Here is a 17,874-nt window from a genome sequence, read left to right on the forward strand (position 1 = left end):
GGTACAGTCGTTCACCGATTTCACTCAGATTCCTCCCTTCGGTCGGAATGACAGTTCTGCTAATACACGTCCTCCAGGTAGCGGCGCTGTTTTTTGAGCTGCTTGAGGTATTCAGTGGCGTACTCAGAATCCTGGCCGCTTTGCTGCTGAATGATGGTGAGCAGGGCTTTGCGCACGTCGGCGGCCATGCGGGTTTTGTCGCCGCACACGTAGAAGTGGGCTCCATCTTCCAGCCACTTAAATACCTGCGGGGCTTGCTCCAGCAAACGGTGCTGCACGTAGATTTTCTCGGCCTGGTCGCGCGAAAACGCCAAGTCCAAGCGGTGCAGGGTGCCTTGCTTGAGGTGCTGCTGCCACTCGGTTTGGTACAGGAAATCGGTGGTGAATTCGGGGTTGCCGAACACCAGCCAGTTGCGGCCCGTTGCGCCCGTTTCGGCCCGTTCCTGCACGAAGGCGCGGAATGGCGCCACGCCGGTACCCGGCCCCACCATAATAATGTCGGTAGCGGGGGTTTGCGGCAGCTTGAAGTATTCGTTGCGGTCCACCCACACCCGCGCCGTGTCGCCAATGTTCAGGTGGTCAGCCTGATACACCGAGCAGGCGCCGTGTTTCTGGCGGCCGTTGGTTTCGTAGCGCACCGCACTAACCGTCAGGTGCACCTCATCGGGGTAAGTCGACAGGCTGCTGGCAATGGAGTAGGCCCGCGCCGGCAACGGCCGCAATACCGTGGCCAGCTGCTGCGCCGATACGTCGGCGGGAAACTGGGTGAGCAAATCCACCACGTCGCGGCCGTAGAGGAAGGCTTGCAGTTGGGGCGTGCCGGCCAAGGCCTCGTGCAGCGCTGGGTGCTGGGGCGCGAGGGCGGCGTAGCGTTCCAGCACGTCGCGGGTCAGCACCGACAGCTCCAGCCGCTCGGTCAGGGCGGTATTCAGGTCCAGCTCTTCGTCCTTGAATTGCACTGGCGTCAGAGAATCAAAGCGGCCGGCTTGCAGCACATCGGCTACCAGCTCGGGGCGGTTGTGGGGCTGCACCATCAGCGCGTCGCCGGGCTCGTAGTGCAGGCCGGAACCTTCCAGCGAGAATTCGAGGTGGTAGGTTTCCTTGGCTGAGCCGCGGCCGTTAAGCTGGATTTTCTCCAGCAGCGTGGCTTCAATCGGGGTTTCCTCGTGCTGCACTGCGGGCGTAGCCGCCGGCGCCACCCGAAACGCCGATAAATCGGCCTGGCTGCCACCATTGGAGCCCGAAGCCGCGGCTTGCGCCAGCGTAGCTCCGGTGCTCGGGCCAGTCTGCGGCGCGGCAGTTTCCGCTTCCTGCGCCAACACGTCCAGCACCCGCTCCGCCCACTGCGCCGCCGATTCCTGGTAGGCCACGTCACAGTCCACCCGTTCGGTTAGGCGCTGGGCGCCCAAAGCGGCCAGCCGCTCATCGAACTCAATGCCGGTCTGGCAGAATTGCACGTAGCTTTTGTCGCCAAGGGCCAGCACCGAGTAGCGCAGCGCCGGGAGCTTGGGGGCCCGGGGGCCCAGCAGGAACTTGTGCAGGTCTTCGGCCGCAATAGGGGGCTCGCCTTCGCCTTGGGTGCTGGTAATTACCAACAGTTGCTGCTCCGAGGCCAGGGCACGGGTCGGGTACTCGTTCATGTCGCGCACCGTGGGTTCGAGGCCGCGCTGGCGGGCCGCCTCGGCGGTTTGCAGCGCCACTTTCTTGCTGTTGCCAGTTTGAGAACCGTAAAGAATGGTGAGGCGTGCTGGTGCCGCTGGGGTAGCAGCCGGCGTTGCGGCGGCTGGTGCCGGGGCTGCTGCTTGCTGGGTTAAAGCTGCCACGGCGCTGCCTTGCGTAGCATCGGCGGCACGGCCGTAGAGGTAGCCGCTCAGCCACACCAATTGCTGGCTGTTCAGGTTGGAAGTCAGGTTGTTGAGCGCCTGATCATCGAGCCCCAGCGGCAGCCCAGAAGAAGAAGAAATAGACATCAGAAACGAAGTTGAAGCGGTGGGCTGCGTCGGAACTGTTGTTCCGACGCAGGAGTAATCTGGAGATTGGCAGAAGGATAACTCAGATTCCTTTCTCCACTTGATGCGTGGAATGTCGGAATGACAGTTCAACTAGGCTACTTCGGCGTAAGCGGCGGCGAAAGCCGGGAATGATAAGCCAGGCAGCAGATCGGTTACTTCGGCCGGACTGGTAGCCAGCCGCACCACTTCGCCGATAACGATGATGGCGGGCGCGCCAATACCGGCGGCAGCGGCGCGGGCCGGCAGCTCAGCCACGGTACCGGTCACGAGCCGGGCATTGGGCAAGGTGCCGTTCTGGATAATGGCCGCCGGCGTATTGGCTTGCCCGTGCTGGCAATACAGCGCCGTAATACGCTTCAACTCGCCCAGGCCCATCAGAATAACCGTGGTGGTGCGCGTGCTGGCCGCCTCACTCACACTCCCCGACAACTCGCCGGTGGCCGTGGTGGCAGTTATCACCCGAAACCCCTCGCTGGCCCCGCGGTGCGTAACCGGAATACCCACACTGCCCGCCGCTGCAACGGCGCTGCTAATGCCTGGGATATAATCGGTTAGGAGGCCGTGCTCTTCGGCGTAGAGCATTTCCTCCCGGCCCCGTCCAAACACGAATGGGTCGCCGCCTTTCAGGCGCACCACGTGGCCGTACTGGCGGGCGTAGTCCACAATCAGGGCGTTGATTTCGTCCTGGCTGTGGCTGCGCAAGCCGCGCCGCTTGCCCACAAATACCGTCACGGCATCGGGGCGGGCGTGGGCGAGCAAGTCGTTGTTGGCCAGCGCATCATACAGAATGACGTCGGCCTCGCCCAATACCCGCGCGCCTTTTAGCGTCAGCAACTCCGGGTCGCCGGGGCCGGCACCTAGTACGGTAAGACGAGGGGCTTTGGAGAGTGACATATTTTAGAGCTTAGAAGTGAGATAGAAGAATTTAGAAATGCATTAGGCTATGGAAAACAGAATCTAAGTTCTAAGCTCTCCTATCTCATTTCTAAATAGAGAAGGCTACCGGCGGCGTAACTGGGGCGGTGAAGTAGTCGGCGTTGGCGGCGCCAATCAGGCCGGCGGCCAGCGTGTCGCCGCTTTGCTCGTCTACCAGGATGAAGGCGCCCGTCACGCGGTTTTCGTGGTAATTGTCCACGGCCAGTGGCACGGCGGTTTTGATGCGTATCCGCACGATGTCGTTGAGCTGGGCCGATTCGGCGTCGGCGCGGTCGAAGGTTTGCACGTTCACTTTGTGCAGAATGGTGGGCACGGCGGCTTTCACCACTGCTGAATGGTGCTGCAACAGCAGCTTGCGGCCGGGCAGCAGGGGCTGCTCGCTCATCCAGCACACCGTGGCTTCCAGCTCGCGTGTGAGCGTCGGCACGTGGCTCACGGGGATAATGGAGTCGCCGCGGCTGATGTCCACGTCGTCGGTGAGGCGCAGCACCACGGCCTGCGGAGCCACGGCCGATTCCACTTCCTGCTGGTTGACTTCAATAGCTTCAATCACCGATTCCAGCCCCGACGGCAGCACCTTCACCCGGTCGCCGCGGCGGTACTGCCCGCTCTGGATTTGGCCGGCGTAGCCGCGGTAATCAGGCAGCGCATCGGTCTGAGGGCGAATCACATACTGCACCTGGAAGCGAGGTTCGGCATTGGCGGCTTCCACGGCGGCCGGTACGCTTTCCAGGTGTTCCAGCAAGCTCGGGCCGGTGTACCAGGCAATGCGGTTGGATCGGCTTACCACGTTGTCGCCGTGCAGGGCGCTGAGCGGAATGGCGGTAGCGGTGGGCAGCTGGAAGTGGTCGGTGAGGGCAGCGTAGTCAGCGGCAATCTGGTTGAAGATGTTCTCGTCGAAGCCCACCAGATCCAGCTTGTTCACAGCCAGCACAAAGTGGCGGATGCCCAGCAGCGCGGCAATCAGCGTGTGGCGGCGGGTTTGCTCAATCACGCCCTGGCGCGCATCCACCAGCACAATGGCTAAATCGGCGTTGCTGGCCCCGGTTACCATGTTGCGGGTGTATTGCACGTGGCCCGGCGCATCGGTAATGATGAATTTGCGGCGCGGCGTGGTGAAGTATTTGTAGGCAACATCAATGGTGATGCCCTGCTCACGCTCGGCCCGCAAGCCGTCAGTCAGCAACGCCAAATCCACGGCGCCGTGCACCGTCGGGCGGTTTTCCAGGGCCGCCAGCACGTCCAGCGACACCGAATCAGAGTCGTACAGCAGGCGGCCAATCAACGTGCTTTTGCCGTCATCAACGCTGCCGCAGGTGATAAAACGAAGTAAGTCCATGAGGTGAAATTGTGAAGTGGTGAGATGGTGAGTTTAAGGTTCACGTGAGATGCTGAATGCTGGGGTTGGCGTTTCAAATGCGCTATTCGCGCCAAGGAAACCTCTAACTCACCAGTTCACCATCTCACTATTTCACCACTTAGAAATAGCCATTGCGTTTGCGGTCTTCCATGCCGGCTTCTGAGATGTTGTCGTCGAGGCGGGTGGCGCCCCGCTCGCTCACTTTGGCCAGCAGCAGGTCCTGGATGATGTCTTCCACGGTGCTGGCGTCGCTTTCCACGGCGGCCGTGCAGGTGGAGTCGCCTACGGTGCGGTAGCGCACCTGCCGGGTCACTATTTCATCTTCCTCATCGAGCTGCAAGTGCTCGGAAAGCCCCAGCAACTGGCCGCTGGGCAGCACCACGCAGGTGCGCTCGTGGCCGAAGTAGATGTCGGGCAGCTGGATGTTTTCGCGCTGGATGTAGCGCCACACGTCCAGCTCGGTCCAGTTGGAAATGGGGAACACGCGCACGTTTTCGCCTTTTTGAATGCGGCCGTTGTACACGTTCCACAGCTCGGGGCGCTGGCGCTTGGGGTCCCACTGGCCGAACTCGTCGCGCACCGAAAAGATGCGCTCCTTGGCGCGGGCCTTCTCCTCGTCGCGGCGGGCTCCACCAATACACGCGTCAAACTCGAATTCCTCGATTACCTCCAGCAAAGTGTAGGTCTGGAGCGGGTTACGGCTCGGGAATTTGCCGCCCGGCTCCCGCAGGCGCTGCCGCTTGATGGTATCCACCACGCTGCGCACGATCAGTTTTTCGCCCAGCTCAGCCGCCAGCTGGTCGCGGTAGGCCAGCACTTCCGGGAAGTTGTGGCCGGTATCTACGTGCACCAGCGGGAACGGGAAGCGGCCGGGCCGAAACGCTTTTTCTGCCAACCGGGTCAGCACAATGGAATCTTTGCCGCCCGAAAACAGCAGCGCAGGCCGTTCAAACTGCCCGGCTACTTCGCGCAGAATATGAATGGCTTCGGCTTCCAGTCGGTCGAGGTAATCGAATTTTGGGGTGCTCATATTGATCTGAATGTCAGTTCGATGTTGGGGCGGGTGTAGAGACGCGTATTCGCGTCTGGGCGCGTGCTGATGTTGTTTGGTCGGCGCGGTTTCGGTCGTTCTGGCGGGAGGCGCGAATACGCGTCTCTACAGCGTGCCAACCGGCTCTACCACCGGGTCGGGACCGTCGTGGCGGGCGGTGGAATGCAGGCCGCACTCCTTGGCCGACAGGTCTTCCCACCACCAGCGGCCGGCCCGGAAATCCTCGCCGGGCTTGATGGCGCGGGTGCAGGGGGCGCACCCGATGCTCACGAAGCCTTGCTGGTGCAGCGGGTTCACCGGAATGCCGTTGGCCTGGGCAAACTCCACGGCCTGTTCCCAGGTCCAGTCGAAGAGGGGGTGAATCTTGGTGAGGTGGTGGGCCGCATCCCATTCCACGGGGTCCATGGTTTGGCGGTTCTGCGACTGTTCGGCCCGGATGCCGGTCACCCAAGCGTCCTGGCCGGCCAGGGCGCGGTTCAGGGGTTCCACTTTGCGGATGTAGCAGCACTCCTTGCGGTTGTCGATGCTTTCGTAGAAGCTGTTGGGGCCTTTGGCGCGCATCAACTCTTCCACGCTTTCCCGCTGCGGATGGAATACCTCAATCAACTGCCCGTACTTGAGCAGCGTCTTGTTCCAGGTGGAGTAAGTTTCCTGGAAGTTGCGGCCGGTATCGAGGGTGAACACCTTGATGGGCAGTTCGTGCTCGAAAATCAAGTGGCTGATAATCTGGTCTTCCAAGCCGAAAGAAGTGGAAAACACGGCTTTTCCGGGGAAGTGGGTAGCTACGAGGCGCAACCGCTCCAAAGCGGAAACGGCTGGTAGCTGAAGGCGCAGGGCGTCCAGATTGGGGACGGCCGGGGCGGCAGAAACTGCGGACATAGGCGAGAGAGGGAGACGCTGCCGCGTAGGCAACATCGGGCCGAAGGATAGCCCCGTTGGCGTGGCGCAACAGCGCGAGAAACCAGCCGTGGGCGAAAATCGGGACGTGCGGAAATGCCGTAGGGCTATGCGTAACAACGCATCAGCAAGCTGAACTCAGCGCACGAACCAGGAAAAAAGGGGAGTAGCGTAACCTCTAGCAACAGCACCCAAAAGCCACGGTCATACAGACGGGGCTAGCCATGCCACAACACCCATGCTGTACAGCAGAAAGGGTAGCGGAATTGGCGGCGGTGATGGTGAAGAGTTTCACGGTGCTGTTGTTTTTATATGGTCAGGACTTGGCACCGTTTCGGATTATCCGAGGGTTGCCGGCGCTTCGTCGAGCCTGTCTCTCCACGCCTCTGTATAAAAACAATCCTTTTGGGGGTAAAGAATTGATGCTACAAAGGTAGTGGGCGAAATTTTACACTTCCAAATTTATTTATAGCATCCAATACAGATAACCAAGCTATTGTGTTTTCAATACAAGTTCGTTGAGGCCCTTTCTTAGTGTAAGAAATAAGTGTGCTCGTCAGTGCAATGCAACCCTCAGTTGACTCTAGAGCGGATTATCCCTTGTCGGTATGGCAATAGAAATTGTAGCGAATTAAGCTGCACACCACTCAACAAATAGTTGTATTCGCACAGATATTTTGAGTGCAGCTTCGGTATACCAATAAAAGTAGCAGTGGAATTTAGCGGCTTGAACGGCTCCGGCGGAGCAGCTTTTGCAGCGTTTCGCGCACCTGCGGCTCGGCGTTGGTTGCCAGCAGTAATCCGCCGTACAGTACGGTCAGGAGTGTGGAGCGAAGCAGCATAGTAACCAGCAGCGAATGCACAAAAGGCACTAGCCACGCCGCGCCGCCTGCCACAGCGGCTAGCAGCAGAATGAGCGGTACACGTCGGTCGAAAGGCTGTAACCCAAAGCTGTACCAGACAAACCAGGTGCGGGCCAAGTTGATGCACACCAGCGCAATAGCAGCCGCTACGGCGGCGCCCGTCAGGCCCAAGTGCGGAATGAGCAGCAGGTTTAGCAGCACCGTTGCCAAGGCCAGTGAAGCATTGAAAATCAGGTCGTAGCGGTAGCGGGGCGAGGTTACAACGATGAGGCCGTTGACACCGGTAATACCATCGAAGAGGCGGGCGGCCAGCAGGATAAGTACCGTGGCTGAGCCGGCGGCGTAGGCAGGCTTCATCTGGGCATAGATGAAATCCAGGTTTAGGGCAATACCCAACGCTAAGTAGCAGCCCAGCATGGTGTTGAGACGAGTGGTGCGCTGGTAGAAGTCGGCCATGCGGGGCAGGTCGTTGCTTTTCCAATAGTCGGCCAGCAGTGGAAAGGCAATCTTGTAGAGCGCCCGAAACGGCAGCACCAGCGCCGTGCTGATAAAGAAGGCGGTGCCATAGATACCCGCGGCATCCAGGTCCACTTTAGAGCTCACCATCAAGGAATCGATGCTGGAAATAACTACGCCCGAGACGTTGCCAAGCAGCGCAAACGCTCCAAAACTCAGCATCTCGCGCAACGGCCGCACGCTTGCTACCGAAGCTGGCCGCAGGTGCAATTCGCCCACAAAGGCGGTGTAGGCAATCAGCAAGACTGCCACTCCGCTACTCGCCCCAATGTACCAGAGCACGTAGCCGTGAAAATCGAGGTAGCCGGCGGCAAACAGTAGCGCCCCACCCGTGATAAGCAGCCGGAGCACAATTTCCTGAGTGAACGACGAAAAGGCCGTGTGGTATAGGCCTTTTAAGTAGGCGTCCCAGAGGTTGATGAGCAGAACAAACAGCGCCAGCACCAAGCCCCAGAAATAGTACTGGTCGAGGAGCACCATGTCCGTGGCTTCGTCGGCGTACCAGCTCATGACCAGCGGCTTGCCGGCCAGGTAGAGCACGGCTACCAGCGCAAATCCCAGCAGCGGCACACTCAGCAGAAACGGCAGGAAACCCTGATGACCAGCTTCAGGCTTGCGGAAATAGGGGAAAAACCGCACGCCCATATTGCCGAACCCGAAGGCGGCTATTTGGGCCAGCATGGTGGCAATAGCCGCTAGTACGCCGGTCAGGCCAATTTGCTGGGGCTCCAGAATTTTGGGCAGCACCAGCACTGTATTCACAAAGCCCAGCCCTAGCCCGGCGTACGAAATGATAGTATTGCGCAGCCCCTGCCGCTGAACGATGCCCAAATAGGTGAACTTGTGAAATGGTGAAATGGTGAGTTTGATGTTCTAGGAAATGGTGAGTTTGACGTTCTACCAGCATAGCCTGCGCCGGTAGAACGTCAAACTCACCATTTCACCATCTCACCACAAATGTCTGTGCCATTGACGAAGGCCGTGTTGCGGCTGCGAAGGTACTGCATCAGCTCGGCGAACTGGCGGGGGCCGGTGGTTTCGTTGGCCGGGTCGAAGTGGTCGTTGTGCCAGAGCAGCGTGCAGACGCCCCCGAACCGCTCGATTTCCTGGAACATGGGTTGCAGCGCCGGTAGGATTTCGTGGGGAGCCAGTTGCAGATAGTTGGGGTGATGCAGCGTGGCGTCCATTACGTTGAGCGGGATTTCCAGGAAATCGTAGCTTTTGCCAGTCGTAAAATCGAAAAGCTGGAAGGGCAGGCAGTAGCTGTTTCGAAAGCCATAATGCTCGGCAAACCCCAAAGTGGAATCGTACTCGTACCGTAGCGTGCAAAGAAGAGTAGGAGTGATGCGTGGCTCCCATTGCAAGTAGTGAAAACGGATACCGTAGGCCTTCACACCATTGCGCAAGTGCTGCAAGCGGTGTTCGTCCTGCTTGAACTGACCGCCATGCAGAGCCGTACCCAAGCTAGCGTGTAGTCCAACTTCTGATTCACCAATAGCAGCGGCTAATTTCAGCCATTTCTGCCGGATATTGTAGTCGGCGTTTGGCGTGCCGTCGGCTGATTTGCGGTGTTCAGGCAGAAAGAAGAACGTGCTTTTGGCACCGTAACTGGCTACGGTCTGCTGCACCTGCTCCAGGTTGTCCCAAGCGTCGGGCTGGGTGAAGTGGCGCCACAGCTGCCGCCCAAATTGCAGCAGGTTTCTATTGCGCAAGGCGGCCTTGGCTGGTGCTTTCCAGGCGCTGTACAGTTGGTCGATGTCGTGGGTGACGAAGGTGGCAAACGGTGCATCATTCACCCAGCGGCGTGGCTGTATTACTTGGCTGGTTACGTGTTCCACGGCGGTTTTCAGCACATCGAAGTAGTAATTCACTACCGGCACCGCCACAAAACCGTAACGGTGCTGAACACTGGCCGAAAAGGGGAAGCGCCCGTGCCGGTCCCGCTCGTTGCTGAAGAATTCCTGCCAGCCGCTCAACAGATAGAAAGCCGCCGAAACTACGTCGGCGTTGATGCGCGCGCGCCCTGGGGCTGATAGTTCCAACAGCGGTTTTTCCGGATGAGAATCAAAGAATACCGGTAGTTGTCGGCCCTGCCACTCGCGCATGTTTGGATCGGCTGGATAAGGGCGTTGCTCTGTGAAAAAGCTCCCGGCGCAATCCACTATTTCCACCTGTGGCCGTTGGTCAGCGTAGCCGATGGTTACGGCTGGCATTGCCTCATACGCCTGCCGGAAATGGTGTAGCACATACGCTAGCCGGGTTTCGGCAGTAACCGGGGCTGTTAGAGGTAAAGGAGGAAGCATAGTTCAAACCAACAGAAACCCAAGCTACTGCTTACGCTACGGATTCCAGCCATTCAGCAAGCAGGCGGGCGGCGCGCTCTTGGCTGTGGCCTTCTTCGGAAGTGCCCAGCGTGGCGTTGTAATACACCGCGCGGCGGTATAGGTCGGTGGGTTTATGCTGGGTGTATCGGGTGAGCAGCGTCCCCAGTTCCGGCAAAGTGCGGGCTCTTTCTGCCAAGCCCCGGGCCACATAGCCGTAGTAGTCGTCGGTGGTGGCGTGGGCATTGAAGCGGTAATAGAGGCTCACGATATTGAGTAGCGTGGCTTCGAGGTGGGTGCTGGTGTCAGCGGCAATCAGCGCATCCTGTTTGGTAAGAAACTCGAACACGCTTTCCTGCCGGGCATCGGAGAACAGCAACTGCGGATGCTGCTCTTGCAGAAACCGGAAGTTGCGCGCATCGCCGGGGTGGGGGCGGAAGGTGAACGTGAGGGCCGGAAACTGCGCGAGCAGGTAGGAGAGGGTAGTGGTTAGGGCAGTAGTTTCATCGAGTACATTGCAGGCAATACCCACACGCCTCACTACTGGGCTTAGGTTTTTCCGGCGCAGAAACTCGTCGGCTTTCGGCATACCCACCAGTTCTACGTGGCCGTGTACTGGGCCACATTGGCGGTATTTATCCAGGGCGTCCTGGCCTTCCAGCAGGCTTAGGTCAAAGCCCAAGGGCGGGAAGTTGGCACTTACGCTGGCGTGCTGTACGTAGGCAGTTGGTACACCCTCGGCGCGGCAGGCCAAGAGCAGGGCGCGGGCATCGTCGTTGTGGTCGTTGGCAAATACCACGGCTTTGGGTTGGTAGTGGCGCAGGGCCCGGCGGTACACCTCGTAGTAACCAATGGCGTTGAAAATCAAATCGAAAAACCGCCAGGCCCGGTGACCTGCTGTGCCCAGTAACCCAAGCAATGCCAACGGAAACTGCCAGTAGTAGAGTAGCTTGCGCCGTAGGGAAAGCCGATTTACCTGCGCCTGGTACCGGCCAATCTGCTTGCTTTGCCCAGCCACCAACACCGCATCAGACCGAGTTTCGCGCAGGAAGTGCAAGGAGTCGTAATTGTTCTGGCTAACCACGTACAGCCACACCTTGCCGTGTAGCGGCTCGGCGTTGCGGATGGGCTGGAATATATTGCCAACCAATCGTAACGTCGTGTATCCTGCTATTTTCCCGAGCCGCTTGAGCGGATTGGCTGGGGAAATGGATTCTAGTACCCGCGCCGGCAACGCGGCAAACAGGTCGGTGAACCGCAGTTGCAGTATGTCGCGCAGACGGGCGGTAACGGTGCTTGGAACAGCAGATTTACCCATACCGCCGTTACAGCGCCTGCCAGGTGAGGGGAGTGCCCGCACCGAGGTCCTGCCGGGCGGGCTTGCCTAGGAGTTGGTCGAAATAACGGGGCGCCAAACCGTCGCCGGGACGTACCACGCGCAGGTTTTCCTTAGTGAAAACTTCGCCCGCCTTGATATCCTGAGCCACGTAGACTGACCGTTTGTAGAGGCGGCTTTTTTCTTCGGCGCGTTGCACACCGTACTGCACTTCGCCCAGGGCCTGCCAGGCACGCTCGGTTTCCGTCACTAAACTGGCTACTTCTTCGGGCTCCAAGGAAAACGCCGAATCCACGCCCCCATCGGCGCGGCGCAGGGTTACGTGTTTTTCAATTACGCAGGCACCCAAGGCTACGGCCGCTACTGAGGCGCCAACCCCAGCGGTATGGTCGGAAAGGCCCACCAGACAATCGGGGAACAGCTGCTGGAAATGCGGAATTGTACGCAGATTGGTGTTTTGGGGCGTAGCCGGGTAGGTGCTGGTGCATTTCAGCAGCACCAAGTCGCGGCAGCCGGCTTCGCGCAGCACCTGCACGGCCTCCGCCACTTCCGACAGTTGGCTGGCGCCGGTACTCATAATGACGGGCTTGCCGGTGGCCGCTACCCGGCGCAGCAGCGGCCAGTCGGTATTCTCAAACGAGGCAATTTTATAGGCCGGCACATCGAGCGCTTCCAGAAAATCCACGGCCGACTCGTCGAATGGCGAGCTGAAGGCCAGCATGCCGTGCTGCCGGGCCCGCTCGAACAGCGGCCGATGCCACTCCCAGGGCGTATGGGCTTCTTGATACAGCTCGTGCAGCTCCCGGCCGTACCACAACGAGTTAGGGTCGTCGATGCGGTGGGCGCCGGGCAGCGTCATGGTATCGGCGGTGTAGGTTTGGAGCTTGATGGCGTGGGCACCGGCGGCGGCCATAGCATCTACAATAGCCAAGCCCCGATTCAGGTCCTGGTTGTGGTTACCGCTGAGCTCGGCAATAATAAGCGGCGGTTGGTCGGGGCCGATAAGGCGGGAGCCAAGTTGCATAGTGAAGAAGAGGAAGGCACGAAAAGTGCTCTAAAAGTACTGCTCTCCGGCCAAATCAGTAGGCAGAAACTCGGTAGCTTCCGGTTGGGGCTTGCCGAGTTCCTGTACTTGAGTCTGTAGCTGCATTTGCTCCTCGAAGTGCGCGATGCGCTGCACGACCAACGCAGTAAGTATGGCTGCTACAATACCAAGCAGGTTGGAAAAAAAGCTGAGCCAGGTGCTGTTTTCCAGTTCTGGCAGCGTTTCGGCCCTGAAAGCAACCCGGCCAGCCGCATTGCCTAGAAAGCTGTCCAGAATGTGCACCACCCACCATACTCGAAGGAGTTTGTGGGGCTGTACGCGGTTGAAAGCCTGCAACTGAGTTCCCCGCCATACTTCCCGCACAATGGAATAAGGCCGGAACAGATTAAGAAAAGGGACAAACCAGGCCCCGGCGGCCCAGCCATCCGAGTAGTCGGTACTCTGCCCAGCCAATTGCAGGTTGACGTATGCCCGGCGTAACCAGCGGATAAGCACCACAAAGCCCGCCACAATCAGTGCCAATTGTACCAGACTCACCAAGCCCTGGCTAATGTCCAGCAGGGAATCAAGTGTGGAAGCCTCACTACCGGCGTGGCTTAAGCGGTTTATATAAAGCAAATCCAGCACTGCTGTGCCCAATGAAACACCCGCAATAGAGTAAAAAGTAACAATAGCTTGTCGGGCGCGGTCAGCGTTATTGCGCAGCATATAAGGATAAAAAAGGAGAGAAGCTGAAATTGCAACAGGATACGGATATTGAAATATAACCCTTACGCAGCATGTGCCACTATCTTTGTAGCAGGCAGGCTGTATAGTATGGGCTCATGCAAAACTGTTGATGCGTCACGCGGGCAGGAGTACCACGGCCTCGCCACGGATAACGGCAACCTGCTGCTGGTTGAAGCATTCGGTGGTGAGAATGGCCATTTGCCGAGCCGGTAGCAGCTTCGCCACCGTGACTACCGCCGTAACCTCGTCTCCGATATAGACTGGTTTCAAAAAGCGCAAGGTCTGTTTCACATAGATAGTGCCTGGCCCTGGCAGTTGGGTGCCAATAACAGCGCTAATCAGGGAGCTGTAGAGCATACCCGGACAGATGCGCTGCCCGAAACGGGTTTGTGCGGCAAACTCGTCGTTGAGGTGAACCGGGTTGGTATCAAGCGACAATTGCGCGAACAGGCGCACATCGGCGTCCAGCATAAATTTGCGCAGGCTGGCGGTGTCGCCTACTGATAAGGGCATGAGCAGAAGGCCGTTAAGAGCGGTAGATTTTAGCGCGCATTCCCTCGCGGAGCTGGCTCCATTCGCGCCGGAGCAGGGCCAGCCCTACCACGTCTTTGTAGGCGCCGTTTTTGCGGATATGTTCCCGGAAATAGGACTCTCGGCGGAAGCCAAACTTCTCGTGCATGGTAATCACCTTGTCGTTATCAACAAAAACCTCACAGAGTAACTTGTTGAGCTTCAGGGTTTCGAAGACGTATTCAAGTACTGAGAATTCCACCTTGGCCCCAATACCTGCTCCACGTACATCCTGGTCGGCAATATAAAAGGCCCAATAGCAGGAGTTGAACGTGCGGTTAATGGCGTACAGGTTGGCAACTCCTATGGCGCGGCCCTGGTGCGTGATAACCCAGTATTGCTTGGACGAGTCCTGACTCACGCTGGCAAACCAGGCCTGCTGCTGCGCCTCTGTAATCGGCTCGTCGTTGTACATATAGCGCGCTACGGCTTCGGAGTTGCGCCACGTGCGAACCATTTCCAAGTCGTCGGCAAGTAAAGGGCGAAGAATTTCAGAGGACATGAGCAACAAACGTGAGAAAGACAGCAACGCAAAGTAAGACAACCTACTCATTTGTGAGACGGTTGCACCGGGTGGACTTCTGCTGTCTGGTTGAAAACCAAGTTGAACTACTGCCCAGCCAACCGCCGAAACTCGGCTTGTAGTTGAGAGTGAGCAAGTTCAAGAGCGTAAGGCGCGCGCAAAGTGGCTTCGTGAAAATGTAGGCCCTGCTGCAAGGTAGCGGGCAAGGCGGCATTGGGGAGTTGCGTTAGGTCGCCCAGCGAAAAGGCCTGTTGATGCGCGTGTACGTAGTCGGCTAGGTGGCGCTGGTTTTCCACGTAATACCCCGTCAGAGCAGCGCGGCCCAGTATCAGGCTTTCAATCAGGACTGTGCTGGCGGGGCAAACCACCACCTGGTAGCGCAGCAGCAAGGTTACAAGAGCTTCGGCCGGAATATTCCGATGCACTTCAATGCGGCCAGTGGTATGTTGAGCTAGAATTTCAGTTAGCGCAGCTTGTTCATTGAAAGCGCCACCCAGCACTACTCCAATCTGCTGAATAGCTGGCAAGGCTAGCAATGCCGTGAGCATACGGGTGGTAACTTGCTGAGGGTCAGCACCGCCAAAGCATAAAAGTACGTTGCTAATGGGAACCGGGGCGGCCGTAGGCGCCAAAGCGTGCCGCAAAAAAGCCGGGCGAAGCAAAGAGAAGCCAGGCCCCAGGCAGTAACGCGTGCCAGGCAGCGCCGAATAGTTACAGGGCGTTACGCCAGGGGAGTGGTTGATGATCAGGTCGGCAACAAAAGAGGTAGCGTGCAAGTCATCAATGCAAACCAACCGGCAGCCCGCATTTTTGATGATTTCTTGATACGCACGGTCGAAGTGGTAACCGTCCAGTACCACAATGTCGGAGGCTTGAAGCACCGAACTGCTCAGATAATGCGCCTCCGCAAGCCACGGCTGTTCGGGTAATTCAATGAGCGTTACTCCCGCCTGCGCCAGCAGGTTTCGTACCGCTGCCGTTGGCTGCTGCACCGCGAAATAGCACGGGCCAACTGCTTCTACCACTGCTGCCAACGCCAACGACCGAACCACGTGGCCCAGCCCAATCTGGGCATTGCCATCAGCCCGAAAAATAATACGCATCAGAACGCTGCTTAGGAAAAATCGTATTTCTTCTGCTCGATTTGGGCATTGATGGCCGCCACTTCCGGGTGGGCTTCCAGCAGCGCAATCAACTCATCCGCCGACAGGGCATCGGCGTGATATTGCGCTAATAGCACCTCTAGCAACTGGAAGTCTTCGGCTGTGTCCAGCGTTACGCGGAAACGACTGGCATCGGGCTCCCGTACGGCGTGCGCGAAATGGACCTGGCCAGACCGATTCTGGTGAATGTAGGGCGTCACATGCTCCCGGTCGGAGGCGCTGGTAGCGTGCTGCTGCGCCTCAGCCAATAGCGCATACGAGAACACTTCAAAATCGAGCCCGCGCGGAAACGTCCGGATTAAGCCGTTGGAGAGGTAAAGGTGTGAGTCGGCGGCGGCTACGTAGCGCTGCACTTCCGCACCAATCAAGCGCCCATCCAACAAAGGGCAGTCCGACGTGACGCGCACCACCACATCCAGTCCGAAGTGCGTTGCCGTAGCAAAGTAGCGGCTTAGTACGTCATCTACCTCGCCCCGAAAACAGGGTATGTTCAGTTGGCGCGCCAGTTCCACAATGGCGTCGTCGGCGGGGAGGGTGGTGGTAGCAATATAGACCGGCAGCCCACTGGTTTCAAGCCGGCGCACATGGTATTCCAAGATAGAAGTGCCGCGGATGGTGCGCAGTACTTTGCCGGGTAGACGCGTGCTCCCCATCCGGGCCTGGGTGATGATGCCAATACGAGGACTATGCATGGCAAAACTCCTTGATGCAGGCAATAACGTATTCCTGCTCGGCATCGGTGAGCGAAGGGAAAAGCGGAATACTCAGGCAGTGTGCGTAATACTGCTCGGCCAATGGGAAGTCGCCTGGCTGCCAGCCCAGTCCCTGGTAATACGGCATGGTATGCACCGGAATGTAGTGCACCTGCGCGTAGATGTTTTTAGCTCGCAACGCATCATAGAGCCCTTTGCGGTTTTCCACCTGAATGACGTACAAGTGATACGCGTGGCCGGGGGCACCTGCCAGGGGGCGGATGGAGGCCAGGCCGGCAAAAGCTGCGTCGTAGCGCGCGGCCAACGTACGGCGGCGCGCCAGGCCCTCTTCGGCGCGGTTGAGTTGGCTGATACCCAGGGCGCATAGCATGTCGGGCATGCGGTAATTGTAGCCGAGTTCCTGCATTTCCATGTACCAGCCACCTTCGTTGCGGTGCATCTGGGCGGGGTCTTTGGTGATGCCGTGCGTGCGAAGCTTTAGCAGTTCCTGGTACAGATCTTCGCGGTTGGTGGTAATCATGCCGCCTTCGCCGGTGGCAATGTGCTTGACGGGGTGGAAGCTAAAGATGGCCAAATCGGCAAACTGCCCGTTGCCGCACCGCTGCTCCTGCCCTTGAGAATCCGTAAAGAAGCCGCCCGGCGCGTGGCAAGCATCCTCGATAATCCAGAGTCCGAACTCGTCGGCCAGCTTGCGCGCTTCTTCCAGATTCACTGGCAATCCGGCAAAATCCACCGGAATCAGGCCGTGAAAGTGGCCTTTCGGGTGGCTTTCCAGCAACTGGCGTACAGCCTTTAAGTCAATTAAAGCTGTATTTGGGTCAATATCAGCGAAATAGACCTCTCCACCGCAGTAACGCACACAGTTGGCCGATGCCGCAAAGGTGATGGGCGTAGTAATAACTCGTTGGCCCGGTTGCACCCCCAGCGCCAGCGCGCACAGATGCAGCGCCGCCGTGCCGTTGCTAACCGCCACGGCATACTTTACTCCAATATAGGCGGCAAACTTCTCTTCAAATTCGCCCACTTTCGGGCCTTGCGTGAGGTAGTCGGAATGCAGGGTTTCCACCACGGCTTGCACGTCGGCTTCGGTGATGTGCTGGCGGCCGTAGGCAATGGGGTGAGTGGGGGAGAAGAGCATGCAATTATTGAGTTTCGACAAAGGTAAATATCTGAGCAGTTGCTATGGCGGTTTGCTGAACCTGACCTGATATCTGTATAACTTGCGGCGGCAATGTTCAATTTAAGCGTGATTTTTAGGTCATTCTGGATATTGTAGTGTTTAATAATCCAACTTAGCGTGAAAAGAATTTTTACTCTGCTTGGCTGCTTGCTCAGCCTTACCGCCTATAGCCAACGGGAAGCTCAAAATTGGTTGTTTGGTTCAAATTGCGGCCTCCGCTTTGGTGGAAGCAATCCTGTTGCGTTAACTACAGGTCAGTTGAGCAGTTACGAGGCTTGTGCCTCAATTTCTGATGCCAGCGGAAATCTGTTGTTCTATACTAATGCTGAAGCAATTTGGGATAAAAACCATGTGCTAATGCCGAGCAGCACCACCCTGATGGGGCACACGTCTGCCACTCAAGGTGCTCTTATTGTGCGTGAGCCGGGCAGCAGTACGCGCTATTATGTATTTACCGTAGATGCTTGTGATAATCTACTGGTTGGTGGCCTTCATTACTCGTTTGTTGATGTAAGCTTACGGAATGGAGCAGGAGGAGTAGTGCTGCCTCTTAATACAACGGTTCCTACTCCATCAGCAAACGGTAGGCTCACCGAAAAATTAACAGCTATACAACACGCTAACGGCCGGGATACGTGGGTGTTGGTGCACGAGTGGCA

Annotated in this window: 15 protein-coding genes and 1 riboswitch; all 15 genes read right to left on the minus strand. The window is 58.1% G+C overall.

Features of this window, described 5'->3' with window-relative positions; genetic code table 11:
* Positions 1-59: 59 nt before the first annotated feature.
* The gene (locus J0X19_RS01495) at positions 60-1,970 is read right to left on the minus strand and encodes an assimilatory sulfite reductase (NADPH) flavoprotein subunit (RefSeq protein ID WP_206980109.1); all 1,911 of its coding nucleotides are present in this window, start codon (positions 1,968-1,970) and stop codon (positions 60-62) included.
* A 132-nt stretch (positions 1,971-2,102) separates the two neighbouring features.
* Positions 2,103-2,906 carry a uroporphyrinogen-III C-methyltransferase gene (gene cobA / locus J0X19_RS01500; protein WP_206980110.1) on the minus strand — a complete coding sequence of 268 codons (804 nt, stop codon included), beginning with the start codon at positions 2,904-2,906 and terminating at the stop codon, positions 2,103-2,105.
* Positions 2,907-2,997: 91 nt separating this feature from the next.
* Positions 2,998-4,287 (minus strand): sulfate adenylyltransferase subunit 1, encoded by a 1,290-nt coding sequence (locus tag J0X19_RS01505; protein ID WP_206980111.1) that lies wholly within the window; start codon positions 4,285-4,287, stop codon positions 2,998-3,000.
* Between the two features lie 139 nt (positions 4,288-4,426).
* Entirely contained in the window at positions 4,427-5,338 is a 912-nt protein-coding gene (gene cysD, locus J0X19_RS01510; protein WP_206980112.1) for a sulfate adenylyltransferase subunit CysD, read from the minus strand.
* Between the two features lie 126 nt (positions 5,339-5,464).
* A complete protein-coding gene (locus tag J0X19_RS01515; protein ID WP_206980113.1) occupies positions 5,465-6,238 on the minus strand; it encodes a phosphoadenylyl-sulfate reductase in 774 nt (257 codons plus the stop codon).
* 323 nt (positions 6,239-6,561) lie between these two features.
* A riboswitch (SAM riboswitch) is annotated at positions 6,562-6,653 on the minus strand.
* A gap of 322 nt (positions 6,654-6,975) precedes the next feature.
* Positions 6,976-8,466 (minus strand): lipopolysaccharide biosynthesis protein, encoded by a 1,491-nt coding sequence (locus J0X19_RS01520; RefSeq protein WP_206980114.1) that lies wholly within the window; start codon positions 8,464-8,466, stop codon positions 6,976-6,978.
* A gap of 101 nt (positions 8,467-8,567) precedes the next feature.
* Entirely contained in the window at positions 8,568-9,938 is a 1,371-nt protein-coding gene (locus J0X19_RS01525) for a DUF7033 domain-containing protein (protein ID WP_206980115.1), read from the minus strand.
* A gap of 31 nt (positions 9,939-9,969) precedes the next feature.
* Positions 9,970-11,274 (minus strand): glycosyltransferase family protein, encoded by a 1,305-nt coding sequence (locus tag J0X19_RS01530; RefSeq protein WP_242581800.1) that lies wholly within the window; start codon positions 11,272-11,274, stop codon positions 9,970-9,972.
* 7 nt (positions 11,275-11,281) lie between these two features.
* Positions 11,282-12,316, minus strand: coding sequence for a pseudaminic acid synthase (gene pseI / locus J0X19_RS01535; protein WP_206980116.1), 1,035 nt, complete (start codon positions 12,314-12,316; stop codon positions 11,282-11,284).
* A gap of 30 nt (positions 12,317-12,346) precedes the next feature.
* Positions 12,347-13,045 carry a DUF4328 domain-containing protein gene (locus tag J0X19_RS01540; protein ID WP_206980117.1) on the minus strand — a complete coding sequence of 233 codons (699 nt, stop codon included), beginning with the start codon at positions 13,043-13,045 and terminating at the stop codon, positions 12,347-12,349.
* Between the two features lie 135 nt (positions 13,046-13,180).
* Complete coding sequence (locus tag J0X19_RS01545) at positions 13,181-13,579, minus strand: MaoC family dehydratase (RefSeq protein ID WP_206980118.1); 399 nt, start codon at positions 13,577-13,579, stop codon at positions 13,181-13,183.
* Between the two features lie 13 nt (positions 13,580-13,592).
* Positions 13,593-14,138 carry a UDP-4-amino-4,6-dideoxy-N-acetyl-beta-L-altrosamine N-acetyltransferase gene (gene pseH, locus J0X19_RS01550; RefSeq protein ID WP_206980119.1) on the minus strand — a complete coding sequence of 182 codons (546 nt, stop codon included), beginning with the start codon at positions 14,136-14,138 and terminating at the stop codon, positions 13,593-13,595.
* A gap of 107 nt (positions 14,139-14,245) precedes the next feature.
* Entirely contained in the window at positions 14,246-15,262 is a 1,017-nt protein-coding gene (gene pseG / locus J0X19_RS01555; protein ID WP_206980120.1) for a UDP-2,4-diacetamido-2,4,6-trideoxy-beta-L-altropyranose hydrolase, read from the minus strand.
* Positions 15,263-15,273: 11 nt separating this feature from the next.
* Positions 15,274-16,014, minus strand: a complete 741-nt coding sequence (locus J0X19_RS01560) for a cytidylyltransferase domain-containing protein (RefSeq protein WP_206980121.1) — start codon at positions 16,012-16,014, stop codon at positions 15,274-15,276.
* Positions 16,007-17,173 carry a UDP-4-amino-4,6-dideoxy-N-acetyl-beta-L-altrosamine transaminase gene (pseC, locus tag J0X19_RS01565; RefSeq protein WP_206980122.1) on the minus strand — a complete coding sequence of 389 codons (1,167 nt, stop codon included), beginning with the start codon at positions 17,171-17,173 and terminating at the stop codon, positions 16,007-16,009. The genes J0X19_RS01560 and pseC overlap by 8 nt, the downstream gene beginning before the upstream one ends.
* Positions 17,174-17,874 lie beyond the last annotated feature (701 nt).

Origin of the sequence: Hymenobacter telluris (assembly GCF_017313265.1) — a bacterium.
In the GTDB taxonomy this organism is placed as follows: Bacteria; Bacteroidota; Bacteroidia; order Cytophagales; family Hymenobacteraceae; genus Hymenobacter; species Hymenobacter telluris.

Coding starts and splice junctions, on each gene's coding strand:
- J0X19_RS01495 (WP_206980109.1), bottom strand. CDS start 1,970: ATGTCTATTTCTTCTTCTTCTGGGCTGCCGCTGGGGCTCGATGATCAG.
- cobA (WP_206980110.1), bottom strand. CDS start 2,906: ATGTCACTCTCCAAAGCCCCTCGTCTTACCGTACTAGGTGCCGGCCCC.
- J0X19_RS01505 (WP_206980111.1), bottom strand. CDS start 4,287: ATGGACTTACTTCGTTTTATCACCTGCGGCAGCGTTGATGACGGCAAA.
- cysD (WP_206980112.1), bottom strand. CDS start 5,338: ATGAGCACCCCAAAATTCGATTACCTCGACCGACTGGAAGCCGAAGCC.
- J0X19_RS01515 (WP_206980113.1), bottom strand. CDS start 6,238: ATGTCCGCAGTTTCTGCCGCCCCGGCCGTCCCCAATCTGGACGCCCTG.
- J0X19_RS01525 (WP_206980115.1), bottom strand. CDS start 9,938: ATGCTTCCTCCTTTACCTCTAACAGCCCCGGTTACTGCCGAAACCCGG.
- J0X19_RS01530 (WP_242581800.1), bottom strand. CDS start 11,274: ATGGGTAAATCTGCTGTTCCAAGCACCGTTACCGCCCGTCTGCGCGAC.
- pseI (WP_206980116.1), bottom strand. CDS start 12,316: ATGCAACTTGGCTCCCGCCTTATCGGCCCCGACCAACCGCCGCTTATT.
- J0X19_RS01540 (WP_206980117.1), bottom strand. CDS start 13,045: ATGCTGCGCAATAACGCTGACCGCGCCCGACAAGCTATTGTTACTTTT.
- J0X19_RS01545 (WP_206980118.1), bottom strand. CDS start 13,579: ATGCCCTTATCAGTAGGCGACACCGCCAGCCTGCGCAAATTTATGCTG.
- pseH (WP_206980119.1), bottom strand. CDS start 14,138: ATGTCCTCTGAAATTCTTCGCCCTTTACTTGCCGACGACTTGGAAATG.
- pseG (WP_206980120.1), bottom strand. CDS start 15,262: ATGCGTATTATTTTTCGGGCTGATGGCAATGCCCAGATTGGGCTGGGC.
- J0X19_RS01560 (WP_206980121.1), bottom strand. CDS start 16,014: ATGCATAGTCCTCGTATTGGCATCATCACCCAGGCCCGGATGGGGAGC.
- pseC (WP_206980122.1), bottom strand. CDS start 17,173: ATGCTCTTCTCCCCCACTCACCCCATTGCCTACGGCCGCCAGCACATC.